Here is a 14,098-nt window from a genome sequence, read left to right as displayed (position 1 = left end):
GCCAGTAACTGACATGTCCAATAACACGTTGTGTTAATCAATAAGGAACAAACACATACGTAGGCTTTCACCTCCTCCGTTCTACTCGTTCACTCAGACATTAGCCAAAATAAGGTTTCAACACTTCCTCAGTCCAATTCATAAAAGCCCTCACTCGTTGCGACAGATTGCGCCGGTGCGCGACGACGAAAGATGCATTTAGCGGCTTGGGCCGCAGATTGGGAAGGACTTCAACTAATGTGCCACATTTGATATGGGGTACGAGCGCTGAATAACCTCCCTGAATTAAACCCAAACCCGCCAGTCCTGCTTCGTGGTAGGCCGGTACGCTGTTGACCGTCATCGTGCCGGGTAACATCAGCGAATTGTAGCCATCACCTGACGGATATTCCCATCCGTCAGGTTTCGCGCCAAAATTTCGCATGTAATGAACCATCTTGTGTCCTTGATTAAGAAGATCATCAACCGTCTGTGGCACACCGAAGCGTTTCAGATAGCCTGGACTCGCCGCATTGATCATCCGTAATTTTCCCAGCGGCCGGGCAATCAGGGTCTCATCAACAATGGGGCCCAGACGAATTACGCAATCAAATCCTTCCAGAACCAGATCAACACGGCGGTCAGTACTTGAAAGCTCAAGTTCGAATTCCGGGTGAGCATCCAGTAGTTGCGGTAGTGCGGGAATAATGACACTTTGTGCCAAAATAGCTGGCATATCAACACGTAAACGCCCTCGCAGTGACATTCCGCCAGGTGAAAACATTGACTGCAGTTCGTCTGCTTCCGCCAGCAGGTCTCGTGCACGCGAATAAAAAATGCGGCCATCTTCGGTCAACTGCACAGTCCGCGTGGTGCGGTGCAATAGCGTAGCGCCTACGTCATGTTCGAGCTCGCGCACTACCATTGAAGCACGCCCTTTCTGAATACCAAGGCTTTCAGCTGCCTGGGTAAAACTCTTCATTTCTGCCACGCGCGCGAAAATGATCAGTGCCTCAAGATTTTTCATTGTTCCTCTTTAAGATAACAGTGCGTTAATTTTTAGGTTATTTATGGCTACTGTAATACTTAATAGACTGTCTTCACACCGCGTTATCCAGCGCAGACACTTGCTGAAGGCAATTATCATGACTCAAACCCTTTCAATGATTAAATCTGTAGTCGTCTATCACTCTGGCTATGGGCATACAGAACGGATGAGGTAAGCGCTCTGCCTCCTTATTATCCGGGATGGATGATTGAGCATCAGGACGCCGCTCGCTGCCAGGCATCCTCCAGCCCTCAGAAACTGAATGTGATTAAAACGTTGTAAAAACCCCTATCCCGTTGCTTGCATGTTTGCCTGTAGAACTGCATTGCGCTGGAATAAACCACGTCTAACAAAAGAGATAAAGAAATGAATAAAGGTTATTTGATCGCGCATGTCACCGTATCGGACGCTGTTGCCTACGCCGAATATGCCAAGGCTGCCGGAGAAGCAATGCAGGCGTTCAGTCCTAAGGTTATTGCCTGGTCTGGGCAGTATGAAAACCTTGAGGGAGAATCACATGAACGGCACGTCGTTTTTGAGTTTGCATCTTTTGCCGAGGCCAAGCGTTTTTACGAGAGTCCTGAATATCAGGCAGCCAGAGCAATACGTACAGGTGCTGCGACCGGAACTTTTGTGCTGGTTGAGGGAGGGGCTTAATTTTAGGCGTAATGCATTTTAATGCATTAAAAAGACAAGATAACACCGCAATAGCACTAAGGGCCTGACCTTAGTGCTATTGCGGTTATACATGCAACCATCCGCCAGTGTTGGGGCACCTCCTTGTTAATAAAACATCAAGTCATTGGTTCTTATTAATATTATTAAACCTGAATAAGATGGGTTCACTAATTGTTCGGGGCTGTCTGATGCATCATAGGTAATGAAACTGCCGATCAGTGTCGAATCTAGCAATATAGATACGGTAGTTTATCGTTACTCACCTGATTCCGTGGGGGGGTAGGAAACTAACACTAAAAAATTTTCGTCACTCTACAATATCAAACGAGATTTGTGCAGTATTGATTAAATCGCGAGGTTATGTGACGGTATTTTTAATCGGCTGAGTATAATAGATTGCGTAATTTTTTTTGGACGAAATCACTAAAAACACCCTCGAGTCATGGGTTCACGCAGGCATACGCACTACCACAAACGTTCAGGACTATTGCGTGGATTAATATCCTGTTTCAGTTACTGTTTCCTTTGAGTTTGGCATTTTCACCTACGGTTGTCGCATCTTCTTCGTATACTTCGCAAGTCAATACGGTTACAGAATCTTATATTTTGCAGACCGGTAAAAACATTAATACTGTCGCCAAGTTAGGGGATGAAATTGATGTTTCCGGTAAGCTGCCTTCGTTATCCATTAGTGATGAAAATTATTCGCCTGCTGATATTCACATAAATAATAAGCTGGCCGGTTATGCCCAGACCGGTGCTGTCGCATTATCTAATGGCAATGCAGTAAAATCTGGTGAGCGCATGCTCAACTCAGCTGCCAACAATGAATTAAACAACTCCACGCAGCAGTGGCTGAGCCAGTTTGGTACCGCCCGGGTACAAATGAATGTTAATGAAGATTTTAAGCTGGATGGCAGTATGGTCGATGTACTGGTTCCACTTTATGATAATCAGAAATCCCTGTTTTTTACCCAATTGGGTGCCCGAAATAAAGACGATCGTAACACCGTTAACGTTGGTGCTGGAGTGCGTACTTTCCAGAATAGCTGGATGTATGGGGCTAATGCGTTTTTTGATAATGATGTTACAGGCAAAAACCGGCGGGTTGGGGTAGGCGCAGAGGCTTGGACCGACTACCTGAAGTTCTCGGGTAACAGTTACTTCGGTACCACCGATTGGCATCATTCACGGGATTTTGCTGACTATAAAGAACGGCCTGCCAACGGCTATGATGTGCGGGCAGAAACTTATTTACCCTCTCATCCCCAACTTGGCGGCAAGGTCATGTATGAAAAATACCGTGGTGATGATGTGGCCTTGTTTGGCAAAGATAACCGTCAGAAAAACCCCTATGCCATTACTGCGGGTGTAAATTACACCCCTATACCATTAGTGACTATTGGGGCTGAACATCGCGCCGGTAAAGGCAGTAAAAACGACAGCAACATTAACTTCCAGCTAAATTACCGACTGGGTGAATCTTGGCAATCTCATATCAGTCCATCAGCCGTGGCAGCAACGCGTACTTTGGCGGGTAGTCGTTATGATTTAGTCGAGCGTAACAACAATATTGTGCTGAATTATCAGGAACAGAAGGTGATACAGCTGATCCTTCCGGCTATGATAAGCGGTGAGGGGGGGACAAGCGTTCCATTGAGTGCAGAGATATCCACCCGACATGGCCTTGAGCGTATTGAGTGGGACAGTTCTGCCTTGATAGCGGCAGGAGGTTCTCTCACACCAGTATCTGCGCACGCTGTTGTAGTAGGATTACCCTCGCATCGGCTAACGCGGAGTGGTAGTAATGCCCACACGTTAAGTGCAGTGGCTCATGACATCCAAGGTAATGTGTCATTACGTGCGACAGTGCAGATCACTGTTATGCCTAGTACTGTTGCAGCAGTGAACCTGACGGCGACTACCGATAATGAGGTTGCCAATGGCATTGCCACCAATGCGGTGAAAGCAATAGTGACGGATGCGAGTAACAATCTTGTACCGGGCCAGGTGGTGACATTTACCGCCAGCAACGGGGCGAACGTGACGACGGTAATTGGTACTACTGGCGTGGACGGGGTTGCTACGGCGACACTGACCAATATGACGAGTGGAATAAGCGCGGTCACCGCCACGGTGAACGGCAGTAGTCAGACGGTCGACACCACTTTTGTGGCGGACGACAGCACCGCGGAAATCACTGCAGCCAACCTGACGGCGACTGCCAATAATGAGGTTGCCAATGGCATTGCCACCAATGCGGTGAAAGCGATAGTGACGGATGCGGGCAATAACCTTGTACCGGGCCAGGTGGTGACATTTACCGCCAGCAACGGGGCGAACGTGACGACGGTGATTGGTACTACTGGCGTGGACGGGGTTGCTACGGCGACACTGACTAATACTGACTCGGGGATTAGCGTGGTCACCGCCACGGTGAACGGCAGCAGCCAGACGGTGGACACTACCTTTGTGGCGGACGGCAGCACCGCAAAAATCACCGCAGCCAAGGTGACTGCCGATAGAAAGGTGGCCAACGGCACGGCCACCAATGCGGTGGTAGTGATAGTGACGGATGCCGGTAACAATCCTGTCGCAGGCCAGGTGGTGGCATTTACCGCCAGCAACGGGGCGAAAGTGACGGCAGTCATTGGTACCACCGGCGTGGACGGGGTTGCCACGGCGACACTGACCAATATGACGAGTGGAATAAGCGCGGTCACCGCCACGGTGAACGGCAGCAGTCAGACGGTCGACACCACTTTTGTGGCGGACGCCAGCACCGCAGAAATCACCGCAGCTAACCTGACGGCGACTACTGATAACGAGGTCGCCAATGGCATTGCCACCAATGCGGTGAAAGCGATAGTGACGGATGCGGGTAACAACCTTGTACCGGGCCAGGTGGTGACATTTACCGCTAGCAACGGGGCGAACGTGACGACGGTGATTGGTACTACTGGCGTGGACGGGGTTGCCACGGCGACACTGACTAATACTGCGCCGGGAGTCAGTGTGGTCACCGCCACGGTGAACGGCAGCAACCAGACGGTCAGCACCACCTTTGTGGAGGATGCGATGTTTACCGGAATAGCCGTCAACGGCCATGTGTTCACGGTAAGCGATGAATTTCCAAAAACAGGTTTTACCGCGGCTACCTTCATACTAAATATGAACAGAAATGCGAGCGACTTCACCTGGAGTTCCAACCAGCCAGGGGCCGTAAGCGTCAATGGTGACGGTCAAGTGAAGCTCAACAGCAAACCTACGGGGCCAGTGACCATTACGGCGACACCCAAGGATGGAGGAAGTCCACTAAGCTACACATTTGCTGTGCAGAAATGGTTTATACATAACAATAGCACAATGGCTGTTTGGTCAGATGCTGTGAGGTTCTGTAGTCTACAGCTGGCGTCTCAGCCATCACGCACCGACTTGAGTTCTACCAACTACTCATTTGGTACCCGTTTGGTGGGTTCATTGTTCGATGAATGGGGGCGAATGGATAACTACACTGGTTCCGGTTTTATCGGCACCCTCTACTGGACGGGCGACACTCCTGACCCCAGCACAGGCTTCCACTACCTTGGCGACTCGATCGCGGGCGTTACCAACAGCTACAGTGACGCCGATATTCCTAGGCATGTAATGTGTCGTCGATAGAGTCTTGAGTTTTTAAATTTGGTTTTGCTTCTCTGGTATTCCCCCGCGTTTAGTGGGGGAAAGGTCAGTGGCTTTGTGGCGCTAAGACCCCGTCGGGTAACATGCTGTTTTTTTGATGATGTTATCCGACCATGTCTCTGATAAGAAAAACCTGCACTATCTTGTAGATATCATCGCTCAGTATGTTCGTTATTCTCTGGCTTACGCCCTTGTGTCACTCAATTCCATAGATGGCAAAGGGATGGGGTATTATGTATGCCCCATGCGCCGGTTACATCGCTGTAATACACCATCGATTAGGCGTGATATTGCAGATGTAAACCTGATAACTACAGTTGTTTATCCATGCTGACAAATTCCAGACTAATTCAACCAGCAGAGGATCGACCCGTTCGCTCCAGGATAAAAATATTGAGGTTCTTAAAAGTATTTATAAGCTGATTGAGGCATTACAAATAGCACCTGAAGTGACTGCTTTGGCTGAAAAGATAAAGGCACTGCATAAAGAGTTCAAAAGTAATGAAGCCACGATACGTGCAGTTAAGTATAAGCAGAGGCTGGCCGTTAGTGAGGATGTAACAAAGCTGGATTTAACCTTAAAAGATGACCGCAGCCTTATTGGATAGACTGGTTCATCATTGTGACATTATTGAAACAGGTAATGAATCATTTAGGTTTAAAAACCGGTCTTAAAGTGGTGCACTTTTAAAGCATAACGGTGGCTCATTTTTAGACCATAATTGACAGTTTGTACTCATATATATACTCATTTATGACTGCGCTTTCACGAGATGAGTTGAGACATCATGAAATAAAAAATCCACACAAGCGTGTGGATTTTATGGGGTTTGTCAGTATTCATGAGATTCAATTAAATCTCATGAGACAACAGAAGCTGTTTAGACGTTGAACAAGAAGTTCATCACGTCGCCATCTTTTACGATGTAATCTTTACCTTCTGAACGCATTTTGCCGGCTTCTTTCGCGCCTTGCTCACCCTTGTAGGTGATAAAGTCCTCGAAAGCGATAGTTTGTGCGCGGATAAAGCCTTTCTCGAAGTCGGTGTGAATTTTACCGGCAGCTTGTGGTGCAGTTGCACCTATCGGGATGGTCCAGGCACGCACTTCTTTTACACCGGCAGTGAAATAGGTTTGCAGATTCAGCAATTCATAACCGGCACGGATCACACGGTTCAAACCGGGTTCTTCAATACCTAACTCAGCCATAAATTCAGCGCGGTCTGCATCTTCCAACTCAGCAATATCAGACTCAACTGCGGCACAAACGGCAACTACCACAGAACCTTCCGCCGCAGCGATGGCACGCACCTGATCCAAATAGGGATTGTTTTCAAACCCATCTTCATTGACGTTAGCAATGTACATGGTTGGCTTCAGGGTGAGGAAGCTCAGATAACGGATGGCGGCTTTATCTTCAGCACTCAAGTTCAACGCACGCAGCATGCCAGCATTTTCTAAATGTGGCAGACATTTTTCCAGCGCTTCCAGTTCCGCTTTAGCGTCTTTATCACCGCCTTTAGCTTTCTTCTGAACACGATGCATCGCGCGTTCACAGGTTTCCAGATCGGAAAGTGCCAGTTCAGTGTTGATGGTATCAATGTCATCAACGGGATCTACTTTACCGGCAACATGGATGATGTTGTCATTTTCAAAACAACGTACCACATGACCAATTGCTTCAGTTTCACGGATATTGGTCAGGAACTGGTTACCCAGGCCTTCGCCTTTGGATGCACCCTTAACCAGGCCCGCGATATCGACGAATTCCATCGTGGTTGGCAAAATGCGCTGAGGTTTAACAATCTCGGCCAGTTGGTCCAGACGCGGGTCCGGCATTGGCACCACACCCGTGTTGGGTTCAATGGTGCAGAACGGGAAGTTAGCGGCTTCAATACCCGCTTGCGTCAACGCGTTGAACAGGGTGGATTTACCAACGTTAGGCAGGCCCACAATACCGCATTTGAATCCCATGTTTTATATCACCTTAAATAACTTAAAAATCAACTCGTTAGGGTTAACGTGCTGATGTAATCAAAATTTATGTCGCCATTATACACATTCTGACGATTTATCTCGATCATGCTGTTTCGTCGCCGCAAGGGAACATACTGTGAGAGCGAGTAGGTGATTGATTTTTCTAACTCTGTGCCCGAGATCACGCTTATGCCATCTTAAGTTTCCTGATAAATGTCCGATAACTAGTTATTACAGTCCGCATACTGAATTTGGGTAATTCCAATGGAAATGAGTATCTATAAATGGCTGATCGTCATCTTGTTCGGGGGGATGGCGGGTATTGTGGGAATGCGTTTTCTTACCGCAGATGTTGAGCCTGCCGCTCCCTCCTTTGCCGAGTTGGTTGATCAATATGGGGTGGAAATTGAAAGTCACTCGGGCAAGAGCGTTAGATATGTGGGGTACAAAAAAAATACCCTTTATGAAGATTTCGACAGCATCCAGTTGAAATTTACCGCAGTAACCGACAAGTTTGAACGCAGCCACGACTTATCGCGCAACAAAGGAAAGGCATCAGATTGGGATTCGCTTTTTTGTAGCGATAAATTGAGTGATATTGCGGGCGAATATGATGGTAAAAGCAATAATTTTCTCGGGCGGGTGAGGGTGATATTTTCAGGGGTGGTATTGACCGGTGAGGGACAACAGGGGATTAATGCGCTGTGCAACAAAAATGAATAACAACTAATACAGGCACCCCGGCTTATGTTCGTTAGCCGGGGAACCGGGCCAGTATTATACGCCGGCCTTAAAGGAGTGCAGGCGATTCATTGCCTTAGTAATGTCTTCTTTTAGCAGTATTTCAGTACAGCGGATAGATTCATCAATGGCCTCGTCAATTAAGGTTTGTTCACTGATTGGTGGCTTACCCAAAACAAAACCGGTGACTTTACTTTTATCACCCGGATGACCGATGCCGATGCGCAAACGATAGAAGTTAGGGTTATTCCCCAACCTGCTCTGAATATCTTTCAGGCCGTTATGGCCACCGTTACCGCCACCTAGCTTTAATTTAGCCACGCCCGGCGGGATATCCAACTCATCGTGTGCGACTAAAATCTCTTCCGGCAGAATACGGTAAAACCCAGCCATTGCGGCTACGGCCTTGCCACTGAGATTCATAAAGGTAGAGGGTACCAACAAGCGAACGTCCTGACCTGCCAGATTTAGCCTTGCAGTGTAGCCGAAGAATTTACTCTCTTCTTTCAGTGGTTGATTATGGCGCTGCGCCAATAAATCCACATACCAAGCACCTGCATTGTGGCGAGTTTGGGCATATTCAGCGCCCGGATTTGCCAGCCCAACGATTAATTTAATACTGCTCACGTCGCCATTCGCTATAACTAAAGGAATTAAAGTGCCATAGTTTACCTGTCATAGCGCGTAATAACAAAACTGCTAGCATGAATTTATTTAGAGTGAATAGTTCAAGATGTGAATAGTTGCCTGTATGTATAGTTCAAATTCAGTGCCAAATGTCTGGATTATGTAAAGATTTGTTGGAATATATTTGCCAGTTGTGATCACAAGCGCAATACCTTCCTCGCAAGCCTGACTATACTTAGTTATTAAGTGGACATGAATAATCGCATTAAGCAAGCAGTTTTAGCGCTCGGCTCAGTGGTTATTTATTGGCAACCTAAGTGGAGGTGGCATATGAAACGTAAAAGCGCAGCAAGGGTCGGTAATGTGCTGATGGGATTAGGTTTGGTTACCATGGTCGTTGGGGTAGGTTACTCAATTCTGACAGAGGTATCTCAACTGGGTCTACCGCAATTCTTTGCCCATGGTGCCGTGATGAGTATTTTTGTCGGCGCACTGTTGTGGCTAGTTGGCGCACGTATCGGTGGGCGTGAGGAAGTTGCGGATCGTTATTGGTGGATTAAGCACTTTGACAAACGTTGTAATCGCAACCAGCGTCACTCCTAGCGAGCAAGGTATCATTAGCGACTAATTACAGTGAAGCTGCAAACATAGACCTGTTTTCTTGGCTTTTTAATTGAGCTGATGTGCAGGAGGGGTAAATGACGGCTCAACGAGCGGTAAGACAAACACCTATTGATCAAGAACTCAGCGATCGAGAGTAGAAAACCCGTTGTCGCATCTGCTTCAACGGGTTTTTCTTTATCTGCTTCAATTTATGCATTGCATAGTATCAATTCGTTATGAACCCCATTCGTGATGCCCAGCAAGTGACCTATCACGAAAATAGCTTAATGGCTAACTGCGGCCAGATAGCACCGCAGGGATATCCACAACCTAATACTGATTAATGCTCAAACATCGCAGAGATGGACTCTTCATTGCTGATACGGCGGATGGCTTCAGCCAACATGCCCGACAGGGTCAGAGTACGCACATTTTTTAATGCCTTTATTTCAGCTGACAACGGAATCGTGTCACAAACAATCACTTCATCGATAACAGAATGTTTGATGTTTTCAACCGCGTTACCAGAGAAGATCGGGTGAGTCGCGTAAGCAAATACACGCTTGGCACCACGTTCTTTCAGGGCTTCCGCTGCTTTACACAATGTGCCACCGGTATCGATCATATCGTCAACTAACACGCAGTCACGGCCAGCAACGTCACCGATGATATGCATCACCTGAGAAACGTTAGCACGTGGGCGGCGTTTGTCGATAATCGCCATATCAGTATCGTTCAGCAGTTTTGCAATGGCTCTGGCGCGAACAACGCCGCCGATGTCTGGAGAGACAACAATTGGGTTTTCCAGATTCTGCTGCAACATATCTTCCAGCAGGATTGGGCTACCAAATACGTTATCAACCGGAACATCAAAAAAGCCTTGGATCTGTTCAGCATGAAGATCCACTGTCAATACGCGGTCAACCCCAACACTTGAGAGAAAATCGGCAACAACTTTGGCAGTGATCGGTACACGGGCAGAACGCACACGGCGATCCTGACGAGCGTAACCGAAGTAAGGAATAACAGCAGTAATACGTCCTGCGGAGGCGCGACGCAGGGCATCAACCATGACAACCAGTTCCATCAGGTTATCGTTCGTGGGTGCGCAGGTGGACTGGATGATGAAAATATCACCACCGCGTACATTTTCGTTGATTTGCACGCTCACTTCGCCGTCGCTAAAACGACCTACAGCGGCGTCACCAAGACTGGTGTACAAACGGTTGGCAATACGTTGTGCTAGTTCCGGGGTGGCGTTACCAGCAAAAAGCTTCATATCAGGCACGAGAAGAACCTCAGGCATGCGTCCAGAGAAGATATTGTCATATCAGTAATCAGGGGCGATTATTCATACTGATTGCAATATACATACGGGTATTTAAAGCCAAAACACGGTGAATAACCGTCATCATTCAAATTACAGGTGTGTCGACTGTTCTCGTTCACCCGCATCACTTACTCATGTAAGGTTATCGGGATTCGCTCGTTTGCCGCTTTCCTGTATCTTGAAATCTATTGGGTACAAAACAGCATTATGAACCGGCTTTCAATCAAATGAGACAGGTATTTTCAGAACCCAAGGTTAGTAGAGCCATTACATCGACCTTACATAACGCTGTAAATCGTTATCTGCACTCACGACTTTCAATTTTCCCAGAGCGCGCACGATGCAGTGGCGAAACATTTACACCACGAGCAACAAAACCATGCAACCACTCCGGGGCAATACTTAACACCTGTCGGGCCGATGCCTCAGTGTCGAATTCTGCAAACACACAAGCGCCGGTTCCGGTAAGGCGTGACGGAGCGTATTCTAACAGCCATGAAAGAGCCTGTTCAACCTCGCGAAAACGTTTTCTTGCGATCGGTTCGCAATCATTTGCGTACGGAATGCTTAAAAGCGCCGCCAGTGGGCGAACGGGCGTATTTCTTTTTAATTCAGGATCAGAAAAAATAATTGGTGTTGGGATGCTTACACCGGGGTGTACCACCAAATACCACTTCTCTAAAGGCTCCGCAGGTTGCAATTTTTCGCCAATTCCCTCAGCAAAGGCAGCATGCCCACGAACGAACACCGGCACATCGGCACCTAATGTTAGGCCAAGAGTGGCCAATTTTTCATCAGAGAAACCACATTGCCACAGTAAATTGAGTGCAACCAGTACCGTGGCGGCATTGGATGAACCACCACCCAGTCCTCCCCCCATTGGTAGGCGTTTATCAATACTGATATCTGCCCCCCGAGGTACTTTTACCGTGCCGGGCTGTTGTTGTGGAAATTGTTGTTGTAGCAATCGCGCCGCGCGAATTATCAAGTTCTGTTCGTCTTCTACGCCTGCGACTGGCGTTAATAAGCGAATCTGATTGTCATCTCGCGGCACAATAGTCAGTTGGTCGCCATAATCGAGAAACTGGAACAGGGTTTGTAAGTCATGATAACCATCGGCCCGTTGCCCGGTGATATAAAGAAACAGGTTTAATTTGGCCGGTGAGGGCCAGACATGTTGATGCGTGCTAACCATGTTATTCGACAGTCCAATTATCCATTTTTAGCTTAATTCGCTGCCCGCCCTGACTCAGCTCCATGCGGCTCGGCAATGCTGGCGTCACTTGAGTGTTGTATTCCTGATAATCAACCACCCACGTCATACCATTTTGTTTATAAGTCACTTGCTTCAAACGGTACTTATCATCAAGGGTGAAATCAGTGGTATCACCGGGTAACCCTAAAATCCACTGACGTAAGCTTTCCAATGGAATGGACATCCCCGTCAACTTTTGAATCATTTCCTGTGGGTCATCACTGACATAGCGTTTGCCTTGATTATCGGTCAACTGGGTAACGCCAGGTTGTACCACCAATTCCAGTTCTGTGCTGCCCAATGGGTTGGTCAGCAGTAGGCGATAGCGCTCAGGTGTGGTTTGTTGCCAGAAAAAGCGCGCATAGACTTTTTGTTTTTCAGAAATATACGCAAAGGCACCCCGGGTCTGGAATTGGCTCAATTGTTGTAATTGTTGTTCATGTTGCCGCCACTGTGGCGATGTCGGACTGGTCGCCGGACCGGTCGGTGGCGTGGTGCTACAGGCTGCCAGCAACAGAGTTGCTAAAGGGAGCAGGCGATAAAAACTGATTTTATACATCGACATATGGCTATAAATCCTATCGGTCGCACGGGTATCATTGGCGACGCGTCTTTGATGAGGTCATGTTACCGATAAATAATAATTTTTGATAAAACAAATTATTTGATACCTGGCTAATTGGTATCTGAGGTGCTCACGCTAACGGGCTGAAGGCTGAGCGTCAATATCTTGTTCTATTTTGTACAGGGTTTACCCAATATTGTTGTACAGCAGATAACCAATTTCTGACCATAATTTATGATAATACTTAGGATATTGCACTGTGACTTTTATTGAACCCGCGCATCAAGTAGAATGCGGTTCAGACGAGAATCCATACTAACATCAGTATTACTCGAAGCCGTTCTCATGACTCTGCTTGCATTAGGCATTAATCACAAAACTGCGCCTGTATCTTTACGTGAACGAGTGAACTTTTCACCGGAATCTATCGACCAGGCGCTTGTCAGCTTGCTCCAACAGCCGTTGGTGCAGGGCGGTGTCGTATTGTCTACGTGTAACCGAACTGAGTTGTATCTCAGCGTAGAGCAGCAAGATAATCTGCATGAACAACTTATTGCCTGGCTCTGTACCTATCACAAACTCAGCCCGGACGAAGTGAAAAAAAGCCTGTATTGGCACCATGGTAATGATGCCGTCAGTCATTTGATGCGTGTTGCCAGCGGGTTAGACTCACTGGTATTAGGCGAACCTCAAATTTTGGGGCAGGTGAAAAAGGCCTTTGCTGAATCTCAGCGTGGTCAATCGCTGTCTGGCGAGTTGGAGCGGTTGTTCCAGAAATCTTTCTCGGTTGCCAAACGGGTTCGGACAGAAACAGATATTGGAGCCAGTGCCGTTTCGGTTGCTTTTGCTGCCTGTACTCTGGCACGTCAGATATTTGAGTCGCTTTCTGAACTGAATGTGCTGTTGGTGGGTGCTGGGGAAACCATTGAGCTGGTGGCTCGTCATCTGCGTGAGCATCAAGTTAAGCATATGATTATCGCTAACCGTACCCGTGAGCGAGCTCAAGTGCTGGCGACAGAAGTGGGGGCCGAAGTGATTACTTTGCCGGAAATTGATGCCCGATTGGCCGATGCCGATATTATTATCAGTTCAACGGCCAGCCCATTGCCTATTATTGGTAAGGGAATGGTCGAACGTGCTCTGAAAAGCCGCCGCAATCAGCCAATGCTGTTTGTCGATATCGCCGTACCACGGGATATTGAGCCGGAAGTGGGTAAACTGTCTAATGCCTATTTATACAGTGTTGATGATCTACACGCGATTATTCAGCACAATATGGCACAGCGTCAGGCCGCTGCGGTGCAGGCCGAATCAATAGTACAGCAGGAAAGCATGAATTTTATGGCCTGGCTACGTGCGCAGGGGGCGGTTGAAACCATTCGTGATTATCGTTCTCAGGCCGAACAGGTTCGTAGTGAGATGACCGCTAAAGCATTGGCCGCCATTGAGCAGGGTGCCAATGTAGAACAAGTGTTGAATGAGTTGGCCCATAAGCTCACTAACCGCCTGATTCATGCTCCTACCAAATCCCTCCAGCAAGCCGCCAGCGATGGCGATATGGAGCGGTTGCAATTATTACGCGACAGCCTTGGGCTGGATCAGCATTAGTTTCCTC

At 47.7% G+C, this 14,098-nt stretch carries 12 protein-coding genes and 1 pseudogene; 7 read left to right on the top strand and 6 right to left on the bottom strand.

The window, feature by feature from the left end; genetic code table 11:
* Nucleotides 1–100: 100 nt before the first annotated feature.
* On the bottom strand, nucleotides 101–1,006 hold the full coding sequence (locus V1956_RS14480) for a LysR family transcriptional regulator (protein ID WP_420075024.1): 906 nt from the start codon (nucleotides 1,004–1,006) through the stop codon (nucleotides 101–103).
* A gap of 387 nt (nucleotides 1,007–1,393) precedes the next feature.
* Between V1956_RS14480 and V1956_RS14475 the strand changes: the two genes are divergently transcribed.
* From V1956_RS14475 to V1956_RS14460, 4 genes and pseudogenes are all read left to right on the top strand, one after another.
* Nucleotides 1,394–1,684 carry a DUF1330 domain-containing protein gene (locus V1956_RS14475; protein WP_050074786.1) on the top strand — a complete coding sequence of 97 codons (291 nt, stop codon included), beginning with the start codon at nucleotides 1,394–1,396 and terminating at the stop codon, nucleotides 1,682–1,684.
* Nucleotides 1,685–2,311: 627 nt separating this feature from the next.
* Entirely contained in the window at nucleotides 2,312–5,368 is a 3,057-nt protein-coding gene (locus tag V1956_RS14470) for an inverse autotransporter beta domain-containing protein (protein WP_442825248.1), read from the top strand.
* A 335-nt stretch (nucleotides 5,369–5,703) separates the two neighbouring features.
* On the top strand, nucleotides 5,704–5,994 hold the full coding sequence (locus tag V1956_RS14465; protein ID WP_372558895.1) for a hypothetical protein: 291 nt from the start codon (nucleotides 5,704–5,706) through the stop codon (nucleotides 5,992–5,994).
* Nucleotides 5,969–6,061 (top strand): annotated as a pseudogene (locus tag V1956_RS14460) (ATP-binding protein); the annotation flags it as partial. The gene V1956_RS14465 and the pseudogene V1956_RS14460, both read left to right, overlap by 26 nt.
* 206 nt (nucleotides 6,062–6,267) lie before the next feature.
* Here V1956_RS14460 and ychF read toward each other — a convergent pair.
* Entirely contained in the window at nucleotides 6,268–7,359 is a 1,092-nt protein-coding gene (ychF, locus tag V1956_RS14455) for a redox-regulated ATPase YchF (RefSeq protein ID WP_083159031.1), read from the bottom strand.
* Between the two features lie 267 nt (nucleotides 7,360–7,626).
* On the opposite strand from ychF, the gene V1956_RS14450 reads away from it, so the two are divergent.
* The gene (locus V1956_RS14450; RefSeq protein WP_102970422.1) at nucleotides 7,627–8,085 is read left to right on the top strand and encodes a hypothetical protein; all 459 of its coding nucleotides are present in this window, start codon (nucleotides 7,627–7,629) and stop codon (nucleotides 8,083–8,085) included.
* A gap of 54 nt (nucleotides 8,086–8,139) precedes the next feature.
* Here the strand turns inward: V1956_RS14450 and pth are convergent, their stop codons facing one another.
* Complete coding sequence (gene pth, locus V1956_RS14445; protein WP_372558897.1) at nucleotides 8,140–8,730, bottom strand: aminoacyl-tRNA hydrolase; 591 nt, start codon at nucleotides 8,728–8,730, stop codon at nucleotides 8,140–8,142.
* A gap of 330 nt (nucleotides 8,731–9,060) precedes the next feature.
* On the opposite strand from pth, the gene ychH reads away from it, so the two are divergent.
* Nucleotides 9,061–9,333 carry a stress-induced protein YchH gene (gene ychH / locus V1956_RS14440; RefSeq protein WP_083159029.1) on the top strand — a complete coding sequence of 91 codons (273 nt, stop codon included), beginning with the start codon at nucleotides 9,061–9,063 and terminating at the stop codon, nucleotides 9,331–9,333.
* A 340-nt stretch (nucleotides 9,334–9,673) separates the two neighbouring features.
* On the opposite strand, the gene prs is transcribed toward ychH, so the two are convergent.
* The 3 genes from prs to lolB all read right to left on the bottom strand — a co-directional run bounded on the left by prs (nucleotide 9,674) and on the right by lolB (nucleotide 12,483).
* Nucleotides 9,674–10,621, bottom strand: a complete 948-nt coding sequence (gene prs / locus V1956_RS14435) for a ribose-phosphate diphosphokinase (RefSeq protein ID WP_004390739.1) — start codon at nucleotides 10,619–10,621, stop codon at nucleotides 9,674–9,676.
* Between the two features lie 340 nt (nucleotides 10,622–10,961).
* Nucleotides 10,962–11,858, bottom strand: a complete 897-nt coding sequence (gene ispE, locus V1956_RS14430; protein ID WP_420071059.1) for a 4-(cytidine 5'-diphospho)-2-C-methyl-D-erythritol kinase — start codon at nucleotides 11,856–11,858, stop codon at nucleotides 10,962–10,964.
* 1 nt (nucleotide 11,859) lies between these two features.
* Nucleotides 11,860–12,483 (bottom strand): lipoprotein insertase outer membrane protein LolB, encoded by a 624-nt coding sequence (lolB, locus tag V1956_RS14425; protein WP_420071060.1) that lies wholly within the window; start codon nucleotides 12,481–12,483, stop codon nucleotides 11,860–11,862.
* Nucleotides 12,484–12,828: 345 nt separating this feature from the next.
* Between lolB and hemA the strand changes: the two genes are divergently transcribed.
* Nucleotides 12,829–14,091 carry a glutamyl-tRNA reductase gene (hemA, locus tag V1956_RS14420; protein ID WP_083159026.1) on the top strand — a complete coding sequence of 421 codons (1,263 nt, stop codon included), beginning with the start codon at nucleotides 12,829–12,831 and terminating at the stop codon, nucleotides 14,089–14,091.
* The last annotated feature ends 7 nt before the right edge of the window (nucleotides 14,092–14,098 follow it).

The sequence above is a fragment of the Yersinia sp. 2540 StPb PI genome (assembly GCF_052217165.1).
GTDB classification, from domain to species: Bacteria; Pseudomonadota; Gammaproteobacteria; order Enterobacterales; family Enterobacteriaceae; genus Yersinia; species Yersinia enterocolitica_E.
Note: the sequence above shows the minus strand (reverse complement) of the source record. Positions and strands in the feature narration are given on the sequence as shown.